Annotated in this window: 19 protein-coding genes and 1 tRNA gene; 11 read left to right on the forward strand and 9 right to left on the reverse strand. The window is 69.1% G+C overall.

The window, feature by feature from the left end:
• Positions 1-3: 3 nt before the first annotated feature.
• From I55_RS28470 to I55_RS28480, 3 genes are all read right to left on the reverse strand, one after another.
• A complete protein-coding gene (locus I55_RS28470; RefSeq protein ID WP_083901496.1) occupies positions 4-852 on the reverse strand; it encodes a nitrilase-related carbon-nitrogen hydrolase in 849 nt (282 codons plus the stop codon).
• On the reverse strand, positions 849-1,127 hold the full coding sequence (grxC, locus tag I55_RS28475) for a glutaredoxin 3 (protein WP_044564167.1): 279 nt from the start codon (positions 1,125-1,127) through the stop codon (positions 849-851). Before grxC ends, I55_RS28470 begins: the two co-directional genes overlap by 4 nt.
• A 101-nt stretch (positions 1,128-1,228) precedes the next feature.
• The gene (locus I55_RS28480; RefSeq protein ID WP_307718736.1) at positions 1,229-1,939 is read right to left on the reverse strand and encodes a ComF family protein; all 711 of its coding nucleotides are present in this window, start codon (positions 1,937-1,939) and stop codon (positions 1,229-1,231) included.
• A gap of 164 nt (positions 1,940-2,103) precedes the next feature.
• Here I55_RS28480 and I55_RS28485 point away from each other — a divergent pair, with 164 nt between their 5' ends.
• Positions 2,104-3,027, forward strand: coding sequence for a methyltransferase domain-containing protein (locus I55_RS28485; protein WP_044564103.1), 924 nt, complete (start codon positions 2,104-2,106; stop codon positions 3,025-3,027).
• A gap of 192 nt (positions 3,028-3,219) precedes the next feature.
• On the forward strand, positions 3,220-4,899 hold the full coding sequence (locus I55_RS28490; protein ID WP_049974603.1) for a methyl-accepting chemotaxis protein: 1,680 nt from the start codon (positions 3,220-3,222) through the stop codon (positions 4,897-4,899).
• A gap of 16 nt (positions 4,900-4,915) precedes the next feature.
• On the opposite strand, the gene I55_RS28495 is transcribed toward I55_RS28490, so the two are convergent.
• From I55_RS28495 to I55_RS28505, 3 genes are all read right to left on the reverse strand, one after another.
• On the reverse strand, positions 4,916-5,356 hold the full coding sequence (locus tag I55_RS28495; protein WP_044564169.1) for a (deoxy)nucleoside triphosphate pyrophosphohydrolase: 441 nt from the start codon (positions 5,354-5,356) through the stop codon (positions 4,916-4,918).
• 163 nt (positions 5,357-5,519) lie between these two features.
• Positions 5,520-6,752 (reverse strand): bifunctional glutamate N-acetyltransferase/amino-acid acetyltransferase ArgJ, encoded by a 1,233-nt coding sequence (gene argJ / locus I55_RS28500; RefSeq protein WP_044564104.1) that lies wholly within the window; start codon positions 6,750-6,752, stop codon positions 5,520-5,522.
• A 254-nt stretch (positions 6,753-7,006) separates the two neighbouring features.
• A complete protein-coding gene (locus I55_RS28505; protein WP_064742551.1) occupies positions 7,007-7,951 on the reverse strand; it encodes a peptidylprolyl isomerase in 945 nt (314 codons plus the stop codon).
• 475 nt (positions 7,952-8,426) lie between these two features.
• Here I55_RS28505 and secA point away from each other — a divergent pair, with 475 nt between their 5' ends.
• The 3 genes from secA (at position 8,427) to I55_RS28520 (ending at position 12,196) form a co-directional block, all read left to right on the forward strand.
• A complete protein-coding gene (secA, locus tag I55_RS28510) occupies positions 8,427-11,183 on the forward strand; it encodes a preprotein translocase subunit SecA (protein ID WP_044564106.1) in 2,757 nt (918 codons plus the stop codon).
• 49 nt (positions 11,184-11,232) lie between these two features.
• The gene (locus I55_RS28515) at positions 11,233-11,490 is read left to right on the forward strand and encodes a hypothetical protein (RefSeq protein WP_148294031.1); all 258 of its coding nucleotides are present in this window, start codon (positions 11,233-11,235) and stop codon (positions 11,488-11,490) included.
• Positions 11,491-11,674: 184 nt separating this feature from the next.
• Positions 11,675-12,196, forward strand: a complete 522-nt coding sequence (locus I55_RS28520) for a hypothetical protein (protein WP_148294032.1) — start codon at positions 11,675-11,677, stop codon at positions 12,194-12,196.
• Between the two features lie 12 nt (positions 12,197-12,208).
• On the opposite strand, the gene greB is transcribed toward I55_RS28520, so the two are convergent.
• Entirely contained in the window at positions 12,209-12,757 is a 549-nt protein-coding gene (greB, locus tag I55_RS28525) for a transcription elongation factor GreB (protein WP_044564109.1), read from the reverse strand.
• A gap of 169 nt (positions 12,758-12,926) precedes the next feature.
• Positions 12,927-14,993: a cache domain-containing protein gene (locus I55_RS33660; RefSeq protein WP_049974604.1), complete on the reverse strand. Its 2,067-nt coding sequence runs from the start codon at positions 14,991-14,993 to the stop codon at positions 12,927-12,929.
• Between the two features lie 772 nt (positions 14,994-15,765).
• Here I55_RS33660 and I55_RS36475 point away from each other — a divergent pair.
• The 5 genes from I55_RS36475 to I55_RS28550 all read left to right on the forward strand — a co-directional run bounded on the left by I55_RS36475 (position 15,766) and on the right by I55_RS28550 (position 19,647).
• Complete coding sequence (locus I55_RS36475) at positions 15,766-16,164, forward strand: hypothetical protein (protein ID WP_148294033.1); 399 nt, start codon at positions 15,766-15,768, stop codon at positions 16,162-16,164.
• Entirely contained in the window at positions 16,140-18,533 is a 2,394-nt protein-coding gene (locus tag I55_RS28535; RefSeq protein WP_049974606.1) for a M1 family metallopeptidase, read from the forward strand. Before I55_RS36475 ends, I55_RS28535 begins: the two co-directional genes overlap by 25 nt.
• A 108-nt stretch (positions 18,534-18,641) precedes the next feature.
• The gene (locus tag I55_RS28540) at positions 18,642-18,965 is read left to right on the forward strand and encodes a heavy metal-binding domain-containing protein (RefSeq protein WP_044564110.1); all 324 of its coding nucleotides are present in this window, start codon (positions 18,642-18,644) and stop codon (positions 18,963-18,965) included.
• Between the two features lie 107 nt (positions 18,966-19,072).
• Complete coding sequence (locus I55_RS28545) at positions 19,073-19,444, forward strand: hypothetical protein (RefSeq protein ID WP_044564111.1); 372 nt, start codon at positions 19,073-19,075, stop codon at positions 19,442-19,444.
• Positions 19,445-19,570: 126 nt separating this feature from the next.
• Positions 19,571-19,647 (forward strand) — tRNA-Arg (locus I55_RS28550).
• Positions 19,648-19,704: 57 nt separating this feature from the next.
• On the opposite strand, the gene I55_RS28555 is transcribed toward I55_RS28550, so the two are convergent.
• Positions 19,705-21,921 carry a tetratricopeptide repeat protein gene (locus I55_RS28555; RefSeq protein ID WP_044564112.1) on the reverse strand — a complete coding sequence of 739 codons (2,217 nt, stop codon included), beginning with the start codon at positions 21,919-21,921 and terminating at the stop codon, positions 19,705-19,707.
• 222 nt (positions 21,922-22,143) lie between these two features.
• Here I55_RS28555 and polA point away from each other — a divergent pair, with 222 nt between their 5' ends.
• Complete coding sequence (gene polA, locus I55_RS28560) at positions 22,144-25,134, forward strand: DNA polymerase I (RefSeq protein ID WP_083901499.1); 2,991 nt, start codon at positions 22,144-22,146, stop codon at positions 25,132-25,134.
• Positions 25,135-25,234: the final 100 nt, after the last annotated feature.

Genomic DNA, 25,234 nt, shown 5'->3' on the forward strand with positions numbered 1-25,234 from the left:
AGGTCACGGCCCCTCGAACCCCCGGTCGTGCAGCAGGCTGGGCACCATGCCGCGGGCCTCGTCCACCTTGGACAGGTCCAGGTCGGCCACGATGACGCCCGGGGCCTCGCCGCCGGCGTCGGCCACCACCTCGCCCCAGGGGCTGACGATCAGGGCATGGCCATAGGTCAGGCGGCCGCCGTCATGGGTGCCGACCTGGGCGGGGGCCAGGATCCAGCAGCCGGTTTCGATGGCCCGCGCGCGCAGCAGCACGTGCCAGTGGGCGCGCCCCGTGGGCACGGTGAAGGCGGAAGGCACGGTGATGATGCGGGCCCCACCCTTGGCCAAGGCCCGGTACAGCTGGGGGAAGCGCATGTCGTAACAGATGGTCAGGCCCAGGACACCCCAGGGGGTGTCGACCACGCGGGCGGCGTCGCCGGGGCGGAAGGTGGCGCTTTCGCGATAGCGCTCCCCATTCGCCAGTTCCACGTCGAACATGTGCAGCTTGTCGTACCGCGCCAGCACCTGGCCGGCCGGATCGATGACGAAGCAGCGGTTGGCCGCCCGGCCATCCTCGGTCAGGCAGGCCAGGGTCCCGGTCATGAGCCACAAGCCCGTCTCGGCCGCCAGGTCGCGGAAGCGGCTGAGCGCCGGGTGCGTCCCTTCCTCAAAGGCGCCGGCCAGCACCCGCTCCCGCCCCTGGACCATGCGGGCCACGTTCTCCGGCAGGGTGGCCAGCTGCGCCCCCTGGTCCCTGGCCTGGCGCAGCAGCACCGCCGCCGCGTCCATGTTGGCCGCGATCTCGGGCCCGGCGGTCATCTGCAGGACCGCCGCGCGCAGGGTGCCGGTGGAGGGCGCCGGCGCCACGGTCAGGCGGCCCCTGCCGCGGAACCGAGGCCCAGCTTCGCGTTCAGCGCGCCGGCGCGGTCCAGCGCATGGATGTCATCACAGCCGCCCAGCCCTTCGTCATCCACGAAAATCTGGGGCACGGTGGTGCGGCCGTCGGCGCGCTGGATCATCTCCGGCTTGCGCGACGGGTTGGCGATGACGTCGATCTCCTCATACTGCACGCCCTTGGCATCCAGCAGCCGCTTGGCGCGGTGGCAGTACGGGCAATAGGGGCTGGTATAGATCTCAACGCGGGGCATGGGCCCGAACTCCTGTTGCGAGGTCTTGCACATGATATTGGCGCAATCGTCGGCCAGCGCCAAGGATGGGTGCGCAACCCTGCCCTGATTTTAGAGGGATTCTAAATCATCTCCTCCTTCAACACCCGGGCCAGGGCCAGGACGTCCACCCGCACGGCGCCGGCCCGCGTAAGGACCCGGGCGCATTCCGCCGCCGTGGCGCCCGTGGTGTAGACGTCGTCCACCAGCACCACCCGCAGGCCCGCCACCGGGCGGCCGGGGCGAAGGGCGAAGGCGCCGGCCACGTTGCGCGCCCGCCCCTGCCGCGACAAGCTGCCCTGGCTGGGGGTGCGACGGCGGCGCACCAACAGGTCGGGCACCGCCCCCACCCCCGTCAGCCGCCCCAGCCGCAGGGCCAGCAGGGCCGCCTGGTTGTAGCGACGGGCGAACAGGCGCCAGCGGTGCAGCGGCACGGGCGCGATGACATCGGCCTCGGCCAGCAGGTCGGCCCCCGCCCTGGCCATCCAGCTGGCCAGCAGGGGGGCAGCCTCCGTCCGGTCGCCGTGCTTGAAGCCCAGGATCAGGGGGCGGCTGGCATCATCGTAAAGCACGGCGGCGCGCAGGCGGCCGAAGGCCAGCGGCGCCGCGACACAGATGGCGCAGAGGGCGCCGTCCCCCATGTCGTGGGGAAACGGCCGGCCGCAGCCGGCGCACTGTGGCGCCGTGATGAAGGTGACGCCCCGCCAGCAGGTGCCGCACAGGGTGCCGGCCGCCGCCACCGCCTCGCCGCACCCCAGGCAGCGGGGCGGCAGGATCAGATCCAGCAGGCGCATCCCCGCCCCCTGTGCCGCGGCCCCCATCCGTCCCAGCCAGCCGACCCTACCCAATCCCCCCATGCGCGCATATCCCCCGCCGATCGCGCGTCATGATAGCGCAAAGCCGACACACCCCCGCAGATTCCTGTTGCTCCGGTCCACGAAGGGCCTATACCGGCCCCATGAGCGATGCCGACAGCATGACCGTCTTCGACCGCCGCCGCGTGCGGGCCCACCGCGACCGGGCAGCATCCGGGTGGAGCGGCTTCGATTTCCTGAAAACCGAGGTGGTCGGACGCCTGGTGGAACGCCTGGGCGACATCAAGCGCGATTTCCGCGTGGCCCTGGACCTGGGCTGCCATGGCGGCGAGGCGGCGCAGGCCCTGGCGGCGGTGCCCAGCATCGCCCAGGTGGTGGCCGCCGACCTGTCCCCCCGTTTCGCGGCCGAAGCGGCCCGGCGCATGCCGGGACTGCCCACGGTGGCGGCGGACGAGGAGTTCCTGCCCTTCGCCGAGGGCAGCTTCGACCTGGTGGTCAGCGCGCTGAGCCTGCACTGGGTGAACGACCTGCCAGGCGCGCTGATCCAGATCCGCCGGGCGCTGAAGCCCGACGGCCTGTTCCTGGGCGCCATCCTGGGCGGCGAGACGCTGTTCGAACTGCGCCGCAGCCTGATGGAGGCGGAGGTGGGCCTGATGGGCGGCCTGTCGCCCCGGGTCAGCCCCATGGCCGAGGTGCGCGACGCCGGCGGCCTGCTGCAACGCGCGGGCTTCGCCCTGCCGGTGGTGGACAGCGACATGCTGACCGTCAGCTATCCCCACGCCTTCCGTCTGATCCAGGACCTGCGCGGCATGGGTGAGACCAACGCCGTGCTGGCGGGGCGCAAGGCCATGAGCCCCAGTACCCTGTTCACGCAGGCGGCGGAGCGCTACCAGGAACTCTACCCCGACGGCGATGGCGGCATTTCCGCCAGCTTCCAGGTGCTGTACCTGGCCGGCTGGGCGCCGGACGCCAGCCAGCAGCAGCCCCTGCGCCGGGGCAGCGCCAAACTGCGCCTGGCCGACGCCCTGGGCACGGAAGAGATCAACCCGCTGCGTGGCGGCAACTGACGCTGGCGGGTCCGCCCGCGAGATGGGCCCGCGAGACGGGCCCGGCACCCCATCCTTTTGAACCACGCCCACTAACGGCGCATTAACCAATGGACGCGACCCTATGAAGGCGTCGCGGAGCCCCTGCATCAGCAGTGATCGGCCTTTCGCGACGGTGACCACGAACCTTGGTCAAATGTTGGGAGAAACGTCATGGATCGCCTGGGCATTCGTCAGAAAATCCTCGTCCTGGTGGCGATGCTGGTTGGCGCCAGCCTCGCGGTCGGGGCGATCGGGGCCTGGTCGCTGAGCCACTTCCGTGACCGTCTGGCGGCCATGGACAACGCCTCGGCCCGGGCCCTGGTGGCCGAGAAGATCAACGCGACCATCCTGGCCATCGTCATGGACTCCCGCGGGGTCTACATGGCGCGCACCCCGCAGGACGCCGAGAAATTCGCCAAGCCCATGCAGGCCAACCTGGACCGCCTGGCGCAGCTGGCGGCGGACTGGCGCCAGGCCCTGCCGCCGGCGCGGCGCGCGGAACTGGACGACGCAGACGCCCAGTTGGCCGTGTTCCAGGGGGTGCGCAAGGAAATCATCCGGCTGGGCCGCGAAGCCAGCCCAGGCCAGGCGCGGGAGTACGGCGACAACGATGCCAACCGCAAGACGCGCCAGCAGTTGAACGCCGCCATCGAAAAATTGACCGCGGCCACGGCGAAGGAGGTGTCCGACACCAACGACGCGCTGCAGGCGACCTACCGCTTCAGCCTGGCGTTGATCGCCGGCGTCGCGCTGGCCGGCATCGTGCTGACGGTGCTGGCCAGCCAATGGATCGCCGGCCGTCAGATCAGCACGCCACTGCTGGCCCTGGTGGAGGCGACCGGTCGGATGGCGACCGGGCAGCGGGCGCTGGACATTCCGCACCAGGCCAAGCGGGATGAGATCGGGGAGATGGCCCGGGCCATTGACATCTTCCGCCGCACCCTGATCACCGCCGATGAGGCCGCGGCGGCGCAAAGCCAGGAACAGGCGGAAAAGGTGCGCCGCGCGGCCACCATCGACACCCTGCTGCGCGATTTCGACCGCGCGGCATCGATGGCCTTGGGAACCGTTTCATCGGCGGCGCAGGGCCTGGGCCTGACGGCGCAGGAAATGGCCAGCCTGGTGGAGGAAACCAATGGACAGGCCGCCGCCACCGCATCCGCCGCCGGCCACACCTCCGCCAACGTGCAGACGGTGGCGGCCGCGACGGAGGAAATGGTCGCCTCGATCCAGGAGATCAGCCGGCAGGTCAACCGGTCGGCCGATGTGGCGGCGGCGGCCGTGTCGCAGGCGGCGCAAACAGGATCGACCATCGCCGGCCTGTCGGACGCCGTGCAGCGCATCGGCCAGGTGGTGGCCATGATCCAGGACATCGCCAGCCAGACCAACCTGTTGGCGCTGAACGCCACCATCGAGGCGGCGCGCGCCGGGGAGGCCGGCAAGGGCTTCGCCGTCGTCGCCAGCGAGGTCAAGGCCCTCGCGACCCAAACCGCCAAGGCGACGGAGGACATCACCCGGCAGATCACCGCCGTTCAGGAGGCGACCGACAGCACGGTCAGCGCCATGGGCGACATCAGCCTGACCATCGGATCGATCAACGAGATCTCCGCCGCCATCGCCGCCGCCATCGAGGAACAGAGCGCGACCACGGGTGAGATCACCCGCAACGTGCAGGCGGCCGCCAACGGCACGCAGCAGGTCAGCGAGAACATCTGCCAGGTCAGCGACGTGGCGCACCAGACGGGCGATGCCGCCGGCCGGGTCCTGAAGTCGTCCGAGGCCCTGACCAACCAGAGCGAGGTGTTGCGTAACGAGGTGGAGCTGTTCCTGCGCCGCATCCGCGCGGCCTGAGGCTTGGTCGCGGGCCCTACAGCAGGTCCCGCAACATGGCCACCAGGGGCACATCGGCCGGGGGCATGGGATAGTCGCCCATGCGCTCCGGCCGAACCCACGCCAGAACCTGCCCCTCCAACGGGGCCGGCGTGCCCTGCCAGACGCGGCAAACGTAAAGCGGCATCAGCAGATGGAAGGTTTCGTATCGGTGGCTGGCGAAGGTGAACGGCGCCAGGCAGCTGGCGCGGGTATCGATGCCCAGTTCTTCCCGCAGCTCACGGACCAGCGCCACCTCCGGCGTCTCGCCCGCGTCGACCTTGCCGCCGGGGAACTCCCAGAGGCCGGCCAGGGTCTTGCCCGGCGGCCGCTGGGCCAGCAGCACCCGCCCGTCCGCGTCTACCAGGGCCACGGCGGCGACCAGGACGGTGCGGACCGGGTCCGTGGACTCCGGCTGCCCATTCCAGCAGGGGGTCATCTCATCGGCCATGGCATTCCCTCCAAACTAAGTCGGCGGCATGATTCCTCATGCCGCTGTAGGCCGCGACTGCGGCCGCCGGAGATTTTCGGGGAACGCAGTGGACTGAAAATCGAGGACAGGCAAGCGGGCGGATGCCCGCGCCCGCCGCCTGAGGGCCCCCTTAACTCCGGTAACTGCCGTTGATGTCGATGTAGCCGTGGGTCAGGTCGCAGGTCCAAACGGTGGCCTTGCCGCGCCCCAGGCCCAGGTCGACCTGGATGTCGATCTCCTGACCCTTCATGTGGGCGGCCACCGGCGCCTCGTCATAGCCCGGGACCTCCATCCCGTTGGCGCAAATCTGCACGCCACCGATGCTGATGACCAGCCTGTCGCGGTCGGCCTTCTCACCGGCGCGCCCCACGGCGGCGACGATGCGGCCCCAGTTGGCGTCCTCACCCGCCACGGCGGTCTTCACCAGGGGGGAGTTGGCGACGGTCAGGGCGATGCGCTTGGCCGCCTGGTTGCTGGTGGCACCGGTCACGGTCAGGGTCACGAATTTGGTGGCGCCCTCGCCATCGCGCACGATCTGCTGGGCCAAGTCCAGGCAGACGGCGTCCAGCGCCTTGGCGAAGGGGCGCAGGCGGGCGTCGTTGACGTCGGTGATGGGGGCGTTGCCGGCCTGGCCCGTGGCCACCAGGATCACCGTGTCGCTAGTGGAGGTGTCGCCGTCCACGGTCACGCAGTTGAAGCTACGGTCGGTGGCACGGGACAGCAGCTTCTGCAGCACCGGGGCCGCGACGGCGGCGTCGGTGAACAGGAAGCCCAGCATGGTCGCCATGTCGGGGGCGATCATGCCGCTGCCCTTGGCGAAGCCGTTGAGGGTCACCGTCTTGCCGTCGATGACGCAGGTGGCCACCGCCCCCTTGGGGAAGGTGTCGGTGGTCATGATGGCGCGGGCGGCGGGGTCCCAGTTGGCCTCGTCCAGCTTGGTCCAGGCCGCCCCCAGGTGCTGGGAGATCATGTCGGCCGCCAGGGGCTGGCCGATGACACCGGTGGAGGCGACGAACACCTCCTCCGGCTTGCAGCCCACCAGTTGGGCCGCCGTGGCCACCGTCTGGGTCACCAGCGACTCGCCAGCCGCACCAGTGAAGGCGTTGGAGTTGCCGGAGTTCACCACCAGGGCGCGGGCGCTGCCGCCGGCCAGGCCCTTGCGGCACCAGTGCACGGGCGCGCTGGCGGTCAGCGAGCGGGTCAGCACGCCGGCCACCGTCGTCCCCGGCGCCAGTTCCGCCACCATCAGGTCGTCCCGGCCCTTGTAGCGGATGCCGCAGTTGTAGGCCGCCAGCCGGACGCCGGCCACGGGGGACAGGGTGGGGAAAGCGTCGGGCGCCAGGGGGGAGACCTTGAGGGCCATGGGGATCGCTCCGTGTGAGGCGGACGGGGGCAGGGCGGATGGGAATGGATGGCAGCCCGGAAGGGCTGGGCAAACGGCGCAGAAAATAGGCCGAAATCCGTGACGAATAAAATCTAAAACGGGCGCCTGCCCTCCGAACGGATCCACGCACGCGGCGGCGGACAGCAAAAGGGCGCAAGACCGCCATGGCGATGCTTGCGCCCTTCGCTCGGGTCATCCCATGGGGAACCGGGTCCCCATGGGCGTTCGCGGGCTTACTGCTTGGCCGGGGCGGCCGGCTTGGCGGCGGCCGGCGGCGGGGTCAGGGAGATGGCCTGCTTGCCGGTGATGTCGAAGGCTTCGACCTTGGCGCCCTTGCGCAGATCTTCCACCACCTGGGCGGCCAGGTCCTGGGCCTCGGCCTGGGCGACCTGTTCCTTCACCTGCTCGAACGGCGGGGCCTGGCGCTTGCGGCGATCCTCAACCTTGATCACGTGCCAGCCGAAGTCGGTCTTCACCGGGGTCTTGCTGACCTCGCCCGGCTTCATGGCGAAGGCCGCGTCGGCGAAGGGGCCGACCATGTCGCCCTTCACGAAGTAGCCCAGGTCGCCGGCGGAGGCGGCCGAGTTCTTGTCGATCTGCTGTTCGGAGGCCAGCTTGGCGAAGTCGGCGCCGCCGTTGATCTGCTTGATCAGGGCCTCGGCCTCTTCCTTGGTCTTCACCAGGATGTGACGGGCGCGGACCTCGTCCTCGGCCGGCATGGCCTTGACCATCTCATCGTACTTCTTCTTCAGCAGGGCCTCATTCATGCGGGAGTCGACCTGCTTGCGGATGTAGGCCTGCTGCACGAAACGCTCTTCGGCGCGCTTCAGCTCGGCCTTCACGTCCTTGCTGTCCTGCAGCTTTTCCTTGTAGCCGGCGTCGCTCAGCAGCTTGGCGGTCACCAGGTTTTCCAGGACGCGCGGGTAGGCCTCGTTCAGATGGACCTGCTGCTGGGTCTGGGCGGGCAGCTGCTGATAGGCCATCAGCACTTCCGACCGGCGGATTTCCTTGCCGTTGACGCGGGCCACGACGGGGTCATCCACGGCCTGGGCCGGGGCGCCGGCCGCCGGTGCGGCGGGGGCGGCAGCCTTGGCGGGGGTGTCGGCGGCCATCGCGGTGCCGGCCAGAGACCCGAAAGCCGCGGTCAGCAGCGCGGCACGCAACATCTTCACATACATGGAGCTGAATTCCTCGAGGACATGGGGCTGCATCAAAAAACGGCGCGACGGCAGGGACCAGTGACGGCCACGCCGTAGCACTGCCGGGCCCTTCTTCGGCTGTCGCGCCATAAAACACGGGCCGGCCCCCCATCGCAAGGTGCGACAGCGACCGATATGGCACCCGGACGTGTCCAGATGCCGCACCCGGCGCGCGTCGGCGACCGTCCCGGGATACCGCGCCCCGAGGGTGGTCAAAGGCCCCATCAAAGCGGTTGGAAAGCAGGCGGATCATGCTATGGTCCAGCCCCGCGCGTGGGGGATCTGTCGCGGCGGGTGGGACCGGTATCGCGGTACCGGAAACGACGGGGCTTCATTGACCGTCGGGACCCGCCACCTTATCTCACAAGCGCACAGGTTGCCTTCAGTACCCGGACGGCCGGGCTGGATAACCCGGCCGGCTGTCTTCCCGTATTCGCTGTCCTTCGAGGTTTTCATGTTCGGTTCCATCGCCCGCAAACTGTTCGGCAGCGCCAACGAGCGCGTTGTCAAAAGCTTGCGGAAGGACGTCGACGCCATCAACGCGCTGGAGCCGAAGCTGGTCTCGCTGTCCGATGACGAGCTGAAGATGCGCACCGACTGGCTGCGCGACCGGCTGGCCAAGGGCGAGACGCTGGACGACATCCTGCCCGACGCCTTCGCCACCGTGCGCGAGGCGGCCAAGCGCACCATCGGCCAGCGCCACTTCGACGTGCAGCTGATGGGCGGCATGGTCCTGCACCGCGGCCGCATCGCCGAGATGCGCACCGGCGAAGGCAAGACCCTGGTGGCGACCCTGGCCGTCTACCTGAACGCCCTGGAAGGCAAGGGCGTGCACGTCGTGACGGTGAACGACTACCTGGCCAAGCGCGACAGCGGCTGGATGAGCCGCATCTATGGCTTCCTGGGCCTGACCACCGACTGCATCGTCCACGGCCTGGACGATGACGAGCGCCGCCGCGCCTATGCCGCCGACATCACCTACGGCACCAACAACGAGTTCGGCTTCGACTACCTGCGCGACAACATGAAGTTCCGCCTGGATGACATGGTCCAGCGGCCCTTCAACTTCGCCGTGGTCGACGAGGTGGACAGCGTGCTGGTGGACGAGGCGCGCACGCCGCTGATCATCTCCGGCCCGTCCACCGACGGTTCCGAACTGTATGCCGCCGTGGACACGGTCATCCTGCGCCTGGCCGACACCGATTATGAGAAGGATGAGAAGGCCAAGTCCGTCAACCTGACGGAAGAGGGCACCGAGAAGGTCGCCCAGATCCTGGCCGAGATGGACCTGTTGAAGCAGGGCGACCTGTACGACATCCACAACATCACCCTGGTCCACCACGTGAACCAGGCGCTGCGCGCCCACAAGCTGTTCACCCGCGACGTGGACTACATCGTGAAGGACGACAAGGTCGTCATCATCGACGAGTTCACCGGCCGCATGATGGACGGTCGCCGCTATTCCGAAGGCCTGCACCAGGCCCTGGAGGCGAAGGAGCACGTGACCATCCAGCGCGAGAACCAGACGCTGGCCTCCATCACCTTCCAGAACTATTTCCGCCTGTACCCCAAGCTGGCCGGCATGACCGGCACGGCCATGACCGAGGCGGCGGAGTTCGCGGAGATCTATAACCTGGAGGTGGTCGACATGCCGACCAACCTGCCGGTCAAACGCATCGACTATGACGACGAGGTCTACCGCACGGCCCGCGAAAAGCATGACGCCATCGTCAAGCTGGTGCAGGAGTGCCGGGAACGGCAGCAGCCCATCCTGGTCGGCACCATCTCCATCGAGAAGTCGGAGCTGCTGTCCGACCTGCTGAAGAAGCAGGGCATCCCGCACAACGTGCTGAACGCCCGCTATCACGAGCAGGAGGCCTACATCGTCTCCCAGGCCGGCCGCCCGGGTGCCGTCACCATCGCCACCAACATGGCGGGCCGCGGCACCGACATCAAGCTGGGCGGCAACGTCGAGATGCGGGTGGAATACGAACTGGCCGAGGTCACGGACGAGGCCGAGCGCGCCCGGCGCATCCAGCAGATCGAGGAAGAGGTGGCGGCCGCCAAGGACGTGGCGCTGGCCGCCGGCGGCCTCTACGTCGTGGGTACCGAACGGCATGAGAGCCGGCGCATCGACAACCAGCTGCGTGGCCGTTCCGGTCGCCAGGGCGACCCCGGCGCCTCGAAGTTCTTCCTGTCGCTGGAAGACGACCTGATGCGCATCTTCGGGTCGCAGCGCATGGACACCATGCTGCAGCGCCTGGGCCTGCAGGAGGGTGAGGCCATCATCCACAGCTGGATCAACAAGGCGCTGGAGAAGGCCCAGAGCCGGGTCGAGGCCCACAACTTCGAGATCCGCAAGAACCTGCTGAAGTACGACAACGTCATGAACGACCAGCGCAAGGTCGTCTATGAACAGCGTCGCGAGATCATGGCCGTCGACGACATCAAGGAAACCGTCGAGGACATGCGCCAGGACACGGTCAACACCCTGGNTGGCNAGGCCATCCCCCCCAATTCCTATGCCGAGCAGTGGAACATGGACCAGCTGCACGAGGACGTGATGCGCGTCCTGGCGCTGGACCTGCCGGTGCAGGAATGGGGCAAGGAAGAAGGGATCGCCGAGGTCGAGATCGAGCAGCGCCTGATGGCGGCGGCCAACGAGGCCTACGCGGCCAAGGAGGCCGCCTATGGGCCGGAAATCATGCGCTCCATCGAGCGCAGCCTGCTGCTGCAGCTGCTGGACCAGTCGTGGAAGGACCACCTGCTGTCGCTGGACCACCTGCGCCAGGGCATCAACCTGCGGGCCTACGGCCAGCGCGATCCGCTGAACGAATACAAGCGCGAGGCCTTCAACCTGTTCGAGGAGCTGCTGGACAGCCTGCGCGAGCAGGTGACCCAGGTGCTGATGCGCGTGCAGCTGCAGATGGCCCAGCCCGAGCTGGATCCGAACAATTTCCCGCCGCAGGAGATGCAGGAGACCCGCGTCGACCCGGCGCTGCCCCCCTCTGGCCTCCCCCCGGCCGAGGAGCCCCTGCCCCCCGGCATGGCCCGCGCCAGCGCCGGCCTGGCCTATGGTGCCGTCAACATGCCGCAGTCGACGCAGGTGGGTGGCCAGGATCCGGCCACCTGGATGAACACCCCCCGTAATTCCGCCTGCCCCTGCGGCAGCGGCCTGAAGTACAAGCATTGCCATGGCCGCGCCCCCTGAGGGGCGCGCCTGACGACGCTGTTCGAGCAGGAAGAGGAGGCATGATTCCATGCCGGTTGCCGACGATATGACGCCGGAAGAGGCCGCCCGCCCGGCCCCGCCCGCCAACGAGGACATTGTGGAACGGTTGCGCCGCCGTGCCGAGCGCGCCCGTGACCGCTACCCCGACCATGCCGAAGATCCCGGCACCCTGGTTGGCGGCCTGATCGAGGACTACGAGGCCGCGGCGCAGGAGATCGAACGCCTGCGCGCCGCCCTGAAGGACATCGCCCGGCGGTCGCTGGCCGCCATGCGGCCCGATCTGTAATACCAGCGGCACGAGATTATGATTCGTGCCGCTGTAGGACGCGACTGCGTCCGCCGGAGCGAGCACCGCAGGGCGCAGCGAGGAAGCCCCAAGACACGCATAGGGGCCACGGATGTGGCCGCCCGGCGATTGAGGGGCATTTGAGCGGTCACGATCAAATGCCGTTGGTATAAAAGGAATGCCCATGCGCACCGCCGCCCTGCTGGTTTCCTGCCTGGTGGCGGTCATGCTGGTGATTCCGGAGGCGACCATGGCCAGTTCGCCGCGCCCACCCCAATCGATCGTCGAGGGGCTGTACCAGCCCTATTTGTCCGGCCCGCACGCGGACAAGCTGGGCGGCCCGGATGCCCTGGCGCTGATCCGACCCCACGCCAGCCCGGCCCTGGCCCGCCTGCTGGACCAGGAGAAGGCCTGCGCCGTCCGCACACGCCAAATCTGCGCGCTTGATTTTGACGTCATCATCGCCGGCCAGGACTGGAACCTGTCCGGCTTCGGGCTGCAATACCGGCTGGATGGCCAGGTGGGCATCGTGACCGCCCGATTCGTCAACGGCGTCCCCTGCGCCATCGACTACCGCACGATCCTGGTCAATGGCCGGTGGGTGATCGACGATGTCATCATCCGGCAGGCCGACGGGATACCCCCCGACCAGCCCTGGTCGCTGCGGGGCGCACTGGAAGAGGCCTACGCCCACCCCCGCAAGTGATGGCGGGGTGCGTCAGTCCGGATATCGGATCTCCAGGATCTCAACCTCTTCCGGGCCCTTGGGCGTGCGCACGGTGACGACGTCACCGACCTTGGCCTTCATCAGGGCCCGCGCCACCGGTGATACCCAGCTTATGCGGTGGCGGTCCATGTCCACCTCATCCCGGCCGACGATGGTGACGGTCATGCGGCCATCGTCCACATCGGCATAGGTGACGGTGGCGCCGAAGAAGACCTGGGTGCGGTTCTTCTGCAGCTGCGGGTCCACCACCTCGGCGCTTTCGATGCGCTTGGTCAGGAAGCGGATACGGCGGTCGATCTCCCGCAGGCGCTTCTTGCCGTAGAGATAGTCACCATTTTCCGACCGGTCGCCGTTGCCCGCGGCCCAGGACACCACCTCCACCACCTTGGGCCGTTCCACCCGCAGCAGTTGATGGCGTTCGTCCCGCATGCGGTTGAAGCCTTCGGGCGTCATGTAATTCTTGGCCCCCGCCGGCAGGGGCGGCAGGTCGTCATCGTCATCGTCGTCCCCAGCGGGAGACAGGTCGGGCGTGGTGTTCATGGGGTCACTTCGCTAGTCACCCCCGCCCTCTAGCGCACCCGGAGCGTAGCGACAAGACCCCGGAGCGTAGCGATACGACCCCGGAGCGTGGCGATAAGACCACAGTCGCGGGCCACAGCGGCGCGAGTCTCCATCTCGTGCCGCTGGACCAAGGCGAACGCGAGCCTCCTCACATCTCCCGCAACGCCTTCATGAAGCCCACCACCGCGTCGTTCAGGCGGCCGGCCTCCCGCGTCAGGCTGCCGGCGGTGTCCAGCACCTCGCCCGCCGTGCTGCCGGCGACGCCGGTGGCGTCGGTCAGCGAGGACAGGGTGCGGGAGACGTGATCGGTCCCGGTGGCGGCCTCCGCCACGTTGCGGGCGATCTCCCGCGTGGCGGCGCCCTGCTCCTCCACGGCGGCGGCGATGGCGGACGCCACCTCGTTCACCTCATGAATGGTGACGCCGATGCGTTCCATGGCCGCGACGCTGAGGCCGGTGCGCTGGCCGATGTCCTGGACGTAGCGGGCGATCTCCTCCGTCGCCTTGGCGGTCTGGCCGGCCAGGGCCTTGACCTCGCTGGCGACGACGGCGAAGCCCTTGCCGGCCTCTCCCGCCCGCGCCGCCTCAATGGTGGCGTTCAGGGCCAGCAGGTTGGTCTGCCCGGCGATGTCGTTGATCATCTGCACCACGGCACCGATCCGCTCCGACGCCTCGGCAAGGCCGCCGATGGTGTCGCCTGTGGCCGTGGCCTCCGCCACCGCGCGGGCGGCGATGGACCGGGAGCGCTCGACCTGACGCCCCACCTCATCCACCGAGGCCGCCAGCTCCTGCGCGGCGGCGGCCACCGTCTGCACGTTGGAGGAGGTCTGGCTGGCGGCCGCCTGCACGCCCTGGGCCTGCAGGCTGGCGCTGCCGGTGTTGTCGGTCAGGGTGCGGGCGTCCCCCTCCAGCGTGTGGGCGGCGCTGGTGACGGCGGCGGCCACGCCGTGCACGTCCGTCTCGAACGCCGCGGCCAGACGGGCCTGCCGCGTCACCACCGACCAGGTCATCATCGGACCGACATAACGGCCATCGGTATCCCGCACGGCGGCCACGCGCAGCTCCAGCTCCTCGTTTTCGCCAGTGGCGTTCTTGAGGCTGAGGCGGCCTTGCCAGGGCAGCCGGGCGGGGTTCTTCACCACATCCAGCAGCGGGGCGGGATCGGCATGGAACAGGCCGATTCCGGCGCCCACCGGCGTGCCCCCGGCCAGCGGCCGCGGCAGGGGGGCGGCCAGCGTCTTGAGGGTGTCCAGGCTGGCGGCGTTGGCATAGGTGATGCGGAAATCCTGGTCGGCGTCGGCCAGCAGGACGTTCAGCGGCATGTCGTCCACCATCTGCTTCAAGCGGAAGACGTCGGCCACCACGCCGCGCAGGGCACCGGCGGCGCGCAGCATGCGCCCGATCTCATCCCGGCGCTGGGTGGGGCGGATCTCCACCGTCGTGTCGTTGGCCGCCAGACGTTCCAGCAGGCGGGCGACCAGCAGGGCGGGACGGCCCACCCAGCGGCTGGCCAGCCACCAGGCCGCCAGGCCCAGCACCACGGCCAGGGTGACGCTGGCCACCAGGATGCTGGTCTTCAGATGCTCCACCGCCTCGGCAAAGACGCGTTTCTGGATGCCGGTATACAGAACGCCCACGGTACGGCCGCCGGCGTCCTTGATGGGGTCGTAGGCGGTGTAGAAGGGCACGCCCAGGATGTCGGCCTCGCCCCGATAGGCCTCGCCACGACCGACGACGGCGTCATAGACGGCGTTGCGGGCCAGCGCGGTGCCGATGGCGCGGCTGCCGTCCGGCTTCATGACATTGGTGGCGATGCGCACCATCTCGCCGTCCTTGGCGGCGAAGATGGTGGCGGTACCACCCACCAGGCGCTTCACCGTGTCGACGGCGGCATCGTTGTTCTCCAGCGCGGTGTCGCCGGCATAGAGATGCCCGTCCTTGAGGCTGTAGCCCTTGCCGTAGCCTTCCAGCACATGCCAGGCCACCTGCATGTTGGCGTCCTGCCGGTCCTTGGCCAATTCCATGGTGAAGCCCGCCAGCAACACGTGGCTGATGCCCAGGCTGACCACCGTCAGCAGGGTCACGGCCCCCACGATCAACAGGGCGATACGCGCCGCCACCGACACTTCGAAGCGCTTGCGGGCTTTGGCGGAAGGGGATGGGGCGCCGGCGGCGCCCGTCGAGGGCTTGAACTGCGCGGACTGGGTTTGGAACATGGCGATACTTCCCAAATGCGGCGCCCTCAGGGGCGCCGGAGGGGGCGCACGGGCGACAACGACAGCGAAATATGAAATGCCCGCTAGGGCGGCCCTCGACCGGCCCGCGCACCGCGGAGCTGTCTTTCGGAAGGCAGCGTTCAATATAGACCGCCAATGGCTTGGTCCAGGGACAAGCCTATGCGAATTTTGAAGACTAGACCATCAGGCATGATCGTCAAGCAATCCGGATGCCTTTGAATTTTCCTTTACATGGTCTCCAGCTTCATCACCACCATCTGGTCATGTCGGGGTTTTTCTATCAAATCCCCGTCGAACGTGCCCTTCTCTGTTAAGTATTACTTCCACCGTTGGCAGAAAATCGGTTATCCAGCCAAACTAATTGGGTCCCGGATTTGGCCTTCATGGAAGATGAGGTTGACTTGTCATCTTCCGGTCCTCGCTAAATCCCGTCCTGGGAGCAACAGGCCGGAGCCAAGAAGTGGTATCGGTGGATGAGGGGGCTCCGCCAAACCCGCGTTCTTCTGTCGCGCCCCCCGGAAAGCGGCCGGCACGACCCTGTGATTTTAATGCGGGGACAGCGCTTACCTTGAGCCGCAGCCGGATATAGTATCCTGACGGCATCCCCTTTCCGCCCCGCCACCTTTGGCAAGGAACATGCCTATCGGCCAGGAAGTCCGCAATTGAACTGTCCAGTGGACACAGGCACACTTCGGCCCCAACGAAAAGCGCCCCGCAGTGGCGCCATCAATACAAGAGTAGGAGCGGCTGCATGCCCTTGCCCTCGATCAGTTTTATCCCGCGCTCTTTAAAGGGCGCCCTCAAAACTGTTCTGGCGACGAGTGCGGCTTTATGTCTCAGCGCGCCGGTTTGTCTGGCCGGCAACGGGCGGCTGCCAGACAGTATTTCGCCGCTGCGCTATGACCTGACGGTCATCCCCAACATCGACGCCGGTACATTCGCCGGTGAGGTGCACATCGACATCGACGTGGCCACGGCCACGCCCGCGGTGGTGCTGAATACGGAAAGCCTGACGCTGGACCGCGTCACCATCGACGGCAATCCCGCCACCAGCGTCACCCAGGACAAGGACACCCAGACCGCCACGCTGGGCGCCGCCGGCCGCTGGCGCCTGGGGCACACACGGTGGACATCAGCTATCGCGGCGTGATCGAGAAGACGGCGCGCGGCCTGTTCCAGCTGGACTACACGGGCGCCGACGCCAAAGGGGGGGCCGCGGCACCCGCCCGCATGCTGCTGACCCAGTTCGAGGCAGGCGACGCCCGCCGCTTCCTGCCCTGCTGGGACGAGCCCTCGGCCAAGGCGACCTTCACCCTGTCGGTCATGGCGCCGGCCGGGCAGATGGCCGTGTCCAACATGCCGGTGAAGGCGGAGGAGGCCATGGCCGACGGCCGCCACCTGGTGCATTTCCAGCCCACGCCGCGCATGTCCAGCTACCTGCTGTTCCTGGGCGTGGGCGATGTGGAGCGCGCCACCGCCCAGGCCGGCGACGTGGAGATCGGCGTGGTGGTGCGGCGCGGGTCGGTGGACAAGGCGCGCTTCGCGCTGGAGACGGCGACGGCCATCCTGGCCCGCTACAACGATTATTTCGGCGTTCCCTACCCCCTGCCCAAGCTGGATTTCATCGCCGCCCCCGGCGCCGGCGGTTTCGGCGCCATGGAGAACTGGGGCGCCATCATGGCCTTTGAGAAGGACGTGCTGCTGGACCCGGCGCTGGCCAACGAGGCCGCCCGCCAGCGTGTGTTCCAGGTGGTGGCGCATGAGATGGCGCACCAATGGTTCGGCGACCTGGTCACCATGGCTTGGTGGGATGACCTGTGGCTGAACGAAGGCTTCGCCTCATGGATGGAAGCCAAGGCCATGGCGGCCCTGCATCCGGACTGGTCGCCCTGGCTGGTGGCCATGCCGGCGATGGAGCGGGCCAAGCGCCTGGACGCGCGGGCCGCCACCCACCCGGTGGTCCAGCCCGTCAATTCCGTGGCGGAGGCGGACGAGGCCTTCGACGACATCACCTATGACAAGGGCCAGGCGGTCATCCGCATGGTGGAGGCGACCGTGGGCGAGACCGCCTTCCGCGACGGCGTGCGCCGCTACATGAAGCGCAACGCCTATGGCAACGCCACCACCCGCGACCTGTTCAAGGCGGTGGAGGACGCCGGCGCCAAGGACGCCCTGCGCATCGCCACCGATTTCGTCAGCAAGCCCGGCATCCCCCTGGTGACGGTCAACGCCACCTGCGGCGCGGGTGCCGCCCCCAAGGCGAAGGCCAAGGGCAAGGACAGGAAGGGCGCGCCGGCCACCCCGGCGGCCGTCGGCGCCACCACGGAGGTGAGCCTGCGCCAGGCGCGCTTCGCCACCGAACCCGTGACCATCCCCGACCAGTACCACCTGAGCGACCGCCTATGGCCCATCCCCGTGCCCCTGGCCACGGTGGGCACGGGCGGCAGCGGACGCACGCTGCTGACGGCCATCACCGGCAAGGCCGCCGTGCCCGGCTGCGGCCCCCTGCTGGCCAACGCCGGCCAGACGGGGTATTTCCGCGTCGCCTATGCCGAGCCGGCGTTCAAGGCCCTGGTCGACCATGTCGACCAGCTGGCGGCCATCGACCAGTTGGGCCTGCTGTACGACAGCGCCGCCCTGGGCGAGGCCGGGCAGATGGCCATGAGCGACAGCCTGGCCCTGATCCGCGCCCTGCGGCCCGACGCCGACCCGGCGGTATGGCAGCAGGCGGCCGACTACCTCCGCGACGTCGACGCCTACTATACCGGCCGGGCCCCGGGCGTGGGTCAGGGCCAGGCGGCCTTCCGGGCCTACGCCCGGGGGGTGCTGGCACCCGTGCTGTCCGCCATCGGCTGGGATCCGCAGCCGGGCCAGGGCGACAAGGTGGGGCTGGCGCGCACCGCCCTGATCCGCGCGCTGGGGACGTTCGACGCCACCGACACGGTGACGGAGGCCCAGCGCCGCCTGGCGGCCGACGCCACCGACGCCACCGCGCTGCCCCCCGGCATCCGCCTGCCCGTCATCACCGTGGTGGCCCAGCATGCCGATGCCGCCACCTTCCAGCGCCTGCACGCGCTGGCATCCGCCACCACCGACGCCCTGGCCCGGCGCCAGCTGTATGTCGCGCTGGGCGCGGTGCGCGATCCGGCGCTGGCGCAACAGGTGCTGGACATGACGCTGACGCCGGAGGTGGAGACCACCACCGCCCCGTCCGTCATCCGCGCCGTGGCGGAATCCAACCCCGACTTGGCCTGGCGCTTCATCACCACCCATGTCGACGCGGTGGAGGGCAAGCTGGACCAGATGCAGCGCTATGAGTTCTTCGCCGACATCGCCCGCCAGTCGTCCGACCTGTCGCGAATCGGCGACCTAACCGCCTATGCCGAAGGGCACGTGCCGGCCAGCGGCCGCCAGGGCATCGCCAAGGCGACGGGCGAAATCGCCTACCGCGCCAAGGTGGCCCAGGACCGCCTGCCCCAGCTAGACGCCTGGCTGGCCACCCTGCCGGCGGCGCGGTGACAGCGCCACCCACGCCGCCGATCTAAACGCCTGTACTGACCGAACGCACTGGTGGCGTCCCCCGCTTCCCGGGCGTAAGCTTCCCGTAACAAGCGGGGAGGCGCCCAGGTGCTGGTGGTGACGACCGAGGCCGTGTCAGGCCATCGCGTGCTGGCCGTGAAGGGCCAGGTGTTCGGCGTGGTCGTGCGCAGCCGGGGCCTGGCCGGCAACATCGTCGCCGCGCTGCGCACCCTGATCGGCGGCGAGATTCACGAATACACCCAGATGCTGGAGGAAGGCCGCCGCCAGGCCATCGACCGCATGGTGGCCAACGCGGGCGCCATGGGCGCCAACGCCATCGTGATGATGCGCTTCGACAGCTCGGAAATCGGCCAGACGATGAGTGAGATCGTCGCCTACGGCACCGCCGTGGTGCTGGACCCCCCGCCTTAGAGTGAAGAGGAGAGTGAAGAGGACCGCCTTAACCCAACCCTGAGACCGATCATCGGACAGAGGGCCTGAAAGCCAAGGCCCATGCCCCGGATAAGGAGACCAGCGCCATGTCCGTCCTGCATGTCCATTTCGGGTCCGGCCCGTCCCGACCCGGCGTTGACACCACCCCGATCCGGCAGCCCGCCTGCACCTGGCTGATGATCGGCTGCGCCATCGCCTTCGCCGCCATCATGGCGGTGTGGCTGATGGACATGGTCAGCGTCTTCCCCATCGGCCTGTTGGTCGGCACGGGCTTCCTCTGCCTGGCGGCCCTGGTGGAACGGGTGAACTACAAGCCCCTGGTCAACGGGCTGCCCGGCCCCGGCTGGCAGGACACGGGCGAGCGCTTCGCCGATCCCGCCACCGGCGCCCTGGTGGCCGTCTATTTCAATCCCGCCCGCCTGGAGCGACGCTACATCCGCCTGGACCGGGAACCCTGACGGCGGTCTGGCCTGGCGGCGCGCGGCCCACCATGGGTTTTCGCCCCACCATAGGGTTTGCATTGCCCGGAACTTGCCTGTATGGTGCGCGCCGCGCCGCCGGGAACCCGGCGTGCCGCCCGGCATGGACCCGTAGCTCAGCTGGATAGAGCGCTGCCCTCCGAAGGCAGAGGTCGTACGTTCGAATCGTATCGGGTCCGCCACCTTCCATTTCCACCTTGGTCTTGATCGGTCGACGCCGTCGATCGGCCGCCGCTGTGTCATCCTGCCGCCAGGACCGCCTCTTCCAGGGCCGTGCGCACCTGGCGCAGCGGGGTTCGCCAGTCCCCGGGGGCGGCTTGGCGGAACAGACGCATGGTGGGGTACCAGGGGGTATCCGTCCGCTCCAGGAACCAGCGCCAGCAGGAGTCGAAACGGTTCATCAGCCAGACCGGGCGGCCCAGCGCGCCAGCCAGATGCGCGACGGCGGTGTCGACACTGATCACCAGGTCCAGATTGGCCACCAGCGCCGCCGTGTCGGCAAAGTCGCGCACCCCCGCCATGAGGTCGATGATGGGGAGGCCGTCAGGAACGGCCGCATCCTTCTGAAGACTGAAGAAGGCCACCCCCGGCACGTCCATCAGCGGCGCCAGCAGCCGGGCGTCCAGCGACCGGCGGCTGTTGACGGCCACCATTTCCGGCAGGTCCATGCGGGAGTTGCCCACCCACACCAATCCCACCCTCAGCCGCGTGCCGGCGGGACACGACACCGCCACCCGATCCCGCCAGGCGATCGCGTCGGCGGGATCAGCCGCCAGGTAGGCCGGCGGGGCGGGAATGGTGTCGGGCCGGGTGCCGAAGGCCAGGGGCAGGCTCATCAGCGGGCTGTGCGTATCGAAGGGCGGCAGGGGATCACCCTCGGCGACGACCTGGGCCGCGCCCGCAAGACTGCGCATCAGCCGGACGAGCGGCGGCCGCACCTCCAGCACGACGCGGAAGCCCAGGGCCGCCGCCAGCGGAGCGTAGCGGCAGAATTGCAGGCTGTCGCCGAAGCCCTGCTCGGAATGCAGCAGCAGGGTGCGGCCTGCCGCGGGCTCACCTCGCCACTGGGGTTGTGGAAAGTTCCGCTTGGCCGGCGCCATCTGCCCGGTCTGCCAGCGCGCCTCGTAGTCCCGCCAGCCCAAGGCGAAGTCGCCCAGCAGCAGGCGGGTCAGGGACCGGGCCCAGATGATGTCAGCCGATGCGCCTGGCAGGGCCAGGGCCCGCTCAAAATAATCCAGCGCCTCCGCTGGCCTGCCCTGGCCGGACAGGAGCATGGCCACGTTGCCATGGGCGGTGGCGTTGTCGGGCGCCAGGCGCGCGGCCTCAAGGGCCCGGTCCAGCGCGGCGGTCAAGTCGCCCGCCGCCATCAGCACGGCGCCCAGGGCCATGTGGCCTTCGGCGTTGCCGGGCCGAAGCTGGACGGCCCGTTCCGCATGCGGTCGCGCGGCGTCCCACCGGCCTTGCGCCACCAGCACATAGGCCAAGTTGGCGTGGGCGTCCGCCAAGTCGGGCTGGATGTCCAGCGCCCGGCGCAGCAGGTCGGACGCCTCCTCCCGCCGCGTCTTGTCCCTCATCAGCACGCTGCCGAGGTTGTTGAGCACGTCGGCACGCGTCGGGGTCAGGGCGCGGGCCCGGGCCAGCCGCGCCTCCGCCTCGTCTGGCCGGTTCAGCCCGTGCAGGGCGACACCCAGGTTCATCAACGCGTCGACATGATCGGGCACGGCGGCCAGCAGGGCGCGATAAAGCGGTTCCGCCTCCGCCGGCCGCCGGTCCGCCAACAGCAGGTTCGCCAGGTTGTACAACGCCCCCCGGTGATTCGGGTCGAGGGCCAGGGCCTGGCGATAGGCCGGCGCCGCCTCCGCCCGCCCCAGGTCGCGCAGCGCGTTGGCCCGGTTGTAGTGGACATCCGCCCTGCCGGGGGTCAGCTCCGCCGCCCGTTCGAACGAGACCAACGCCTCGGCCGGGCGGCCCAGCGCCATCAGGGCGCCGCCCAAATTGTTGTGCGCGTTGGCGTCGGTGGGGTTGAGGCCCAGGGCGTGGGTATAGGCGGCCACGGCGTCCTCCAGCCGCCCCTGCCCCTGCCGGATGTCACCCAGGCCGACATGGGCCGCGACGCTGCCGGCGTCCAGGCTGAGCGCCCGCTGGAAACAGGCGGCGGCGGCGTCCGGCTGTCCCTGGTCGTCCAGCACCTTGCCCAGGTTGGTGTAGAAGAAGGCCACGTCCCCCCGGACGGCGATGGCCTGGCGGATGAGGTCGGCCGCCGGCCCCAAATGGCCGGTCTGATAGGCGATCACGCCCAGCAGGTGCAGGCTGTCGGCGTGGCGGGGCTGGGCCGCCAGCACCTGGCGGTAGACGGCCTCCGCCTCCGCCAGGCGTCCGGCGGCATGGTGCCGCGTCCCTTGCGCGAACAGCGCCGCCAGGGCCTGGGCTTCCTGCTGGTCCTGATCGGTGGTCACGAAACATCCTCACCTGTTGGCCGCCGCCGTCATTAGAGAGGGTGCCGGCAAAGATGCAAAGGGAAGATCGACCCTGGCCGCCGCCTCGGCTTGGCCCCCGGCCCAGCCCTGGGCTGGTCACCCTCGACAGCCCCGCCCCAATCGGCCATGGTGCGGTCCCGGGACACCGGCGCCCATGAGCGCCCCCCTTCCCTTCCGTCGCACCGTCTGAAGATGCCCGCCATGGCCGATACCCCCGCCCCCATCCCCGTTCCGCCGGACGCGCCCACGCCCGTCACCGGCGTCCCCGCCCTGCCGGGCGAGGTCAAGGAAACGCTGTACCTGGTGGACGGCTCCGGCTTCATCTTCCGGGCCTATCACGCCCTGCCGCCGCTGAACCGGCCGGACGGCACGCCGGTGAACGCCGTGCTGGGTTTCACCAACATGCTGATGAAGCTGCTGGCCGACGTGAAGGTGCATTCCGTCGCCGTCATCTTCGACAGCAAGCGGGAGAATTTCCGCAACGCCATCTATCCGGACTACAAGGCCCACCGGCCGCCGCCGCCGGAAGACCTGATCCCGCAGTTCGACCTGATTCGCCAGGCGGTGGACGCCTTCAACCTGCCCTGCCTGCACCTGGAGGGGTATGAGGCCGACGATTTGATCGCCACATACGCCCGCCTGGCGCGGGAAGCGGGGCGTGACTGCGTCATCGTCTCCTCCGACAAGGACCTGATGCAGCTGATCACCGACGGCGTCGGCCTGCTGGACCCGATGAAGAACAAGACCATCGGGCGCGACGAGGTGATGGAGAAGTTCGGCGTGGCGCCGGACCGGGTGGTGGACGTGCAGTCCCTGGCCGGCGACAGCGTGGACAACGTGCCGGGCGTGCCCGGCATCGGCATCAAGACCGCCGCCCAGCTGATCACCGAATATGGCGACCTGGACGCCCTGCTGGAGCGCGCCCACGAGATCAAGCAGCCCAAGCGGCGCGAGGCCCTGACCGTACATGCCGAGATGGCGCGCATCTCCCGCCAGCTGGTGAAGCTGGAGGCCCATGTGCCGGTACCCGAGCCGTTGGAGAACTTGACGGCGCGCAAGCCCGACCCCGACCGGCTGATCGGCTGGTTGCGTGAGCAGGGCTTCCGCTCCGCCATCCAGAAGGTGGAAAACGACATCCTGAAGGCCAGCGGCAACGGCAATGGCGCCGCCGCGGCACCGGCGCTGACGCTGACGCTGACCGCCACGCCCGCGAGCGGCGGCGGGGCGGAGCAGCGCACCGACGCCGTGCGCGCCGCCTACAACAGCCGCTTCTACAGCACCGAGGCCGCCCCCATCGGCGAGCCCACCATCCCCGCCCCGACCGAAATCGTGTATGAGCTGGTGCGGGACGCCGCCGCGCTGAAGCGGTGGATCGAGGGGGCGACGCTGGCCGGCACGGTGGCCATCGATACCGAGACCGACGGCCTGTACCCTGACCGGGCCAGGCTGGTGGGCTTTTCCCTGTCCCACACGCCGGGCCGCGCCTGTTACGTGCCCCTGGCCCACGTCAACCCGGACGCCCCGAAGGAGCAGATCGGCGGCCTCGATTTCGGCGAGGCCCCGCCCCCGCCGCCGCAGATCCCCCTGGAGGAGGCGCGCGCCCTGCTGGCGCCCCTACTGGCCGACCCGGCGGTGCTGAAGGTGGGCCATAACCTGAAGTTCGACATCCGGGTGCTGGCCCGCCATGGCTTCGCCCCCAGCCCGGCGGCCATCGCCCCGGTGGACGACACCATGCTGCTGTCCTACGCGCTGGGCGCCGGTGCCCACGGCCACGGCATGGATGAGCTGGCGCAGCGCCACCTGGGCCACACCTGCATCACCTTCGACGAAGTGACCGGGACCGGCAAGAACCGCATCACCTTCGACCGCGTGCCCCTGGACCGCGCCTGCGCCTACGCGGCGGAGGACGCGGACATCACCCTGCGCCTGCACCAGGTGCTGAAGGCCGACGTGCTGCGCCGCCACCTGGTGACAGTGTACGAGACGCTGGACCGCCCCCTGACGCCCGTGGTGGCGACCATGGAGCAGGCCGGCATCCTGGTGGACCGGACCATGCTGGCGGAACTGTCGCGCGATTTCGCCGGCCGCCTGGCGGCGCTGGAGCAGGAGATCCACACCCTGGTGGGCCATCCCTTCAACGTCGCCAGCCCCAAGCAGCTGGGCGAGGTGCTGTTCGACGAGATGGGCCTGCCCGGCGGCAAGAAGGGCAAGACCGGCGCCTATTCCACCGACAGCAGCGTGCTGGAGCCCCTGGCCGAGCAGGGGGTGGAGGTGGCGCAGAAGGTGCTGGACCATCGCCAGCTGGCCAAGCTGAAGTCCACCTACACCGACGCCCTGCAGCAGGAGATCAACGCCGGCACCGGCCGGGTCCACACCTGCTTCGCCCTGGCCGCCACCGCCACCGGCCGCCTCAGCTCCACCGACCCCAACCTGCAGAACATCCCCATCCGCACGGAGGAGGGACGCAAGATCCGCCGTGCCTTCGTGGCGCCGGAGGGCCATGTGCTGCTGTCCGTGGACTACAGCCAGATCGAACTGCGCCTGGTGGCGGAGATCGCCGGCGTGCCGGCCCTGAAGCAGGCCTTCACCGAGGGCATCGACATTCACGCCATGACGGCATCCCAAGTGTTCGGCGTGCCGCTGGACCAGATGACGTCGGAGATCCGCCGCAAGGCCAAGGCCATCAACTTCGGCATCATCTACGGCATCTCCGGCTTTGGCCTGGGCCGCCAGCTGGGCATCGGCGCGGGTGAGGCGGGGGCCTTCATCAAGCAGTACTTCGAACGCTTCCCCGAGCTGGCGGGCTATTTCGAGAAGACCAAGGCCGAAGCCAAGGAAAAGGGCTACGTCACCACCCTGTTCGGCCGCCAGTGCTGGATCCAGGGCATCAAGGAGAGCAACGCCGCCCGCCGCGCTTTCGCCGAGCGGCAAGCCATCAACGCCCCCATCCAGGGCACGGCCGCCGACATCATCCGCCGCGCCATGGCGCGCATGCCGGCCGCCCTGACCGGCGCCGGCCTGACGGGCCGCATGCTGCTGCAGGTGCACGACGAACTGCTGTTCGAGGTGCCGGTGGCGGAGGTGGACGCCACCATCCCCGTGGTTCGCCGCGTGATGGAAGGGGCCGCCAGCTTGAGCGTCCCCCTGGTGGCCGAGGCCGGCACGGGCCATAGCTGGGGCGAGGCGCACTGAGCGGGCTTCAGACAACCGGGGGCGGCCCAACCCCACCGCTTGGCAAAGCCGGGACGCACTATCAAATAGGAGGGGCGATGCCATGGTCGGAAGATTGGAC

The sequence above is a fragment of the Azospirillum sp. B4 genome, assembly GCF_000333275.1.
GTDB lineage: Bacteria > Pseudomonadota > Alphaproteobacteria > Azospirillales > Azospirillaceae > Nitrospirillum.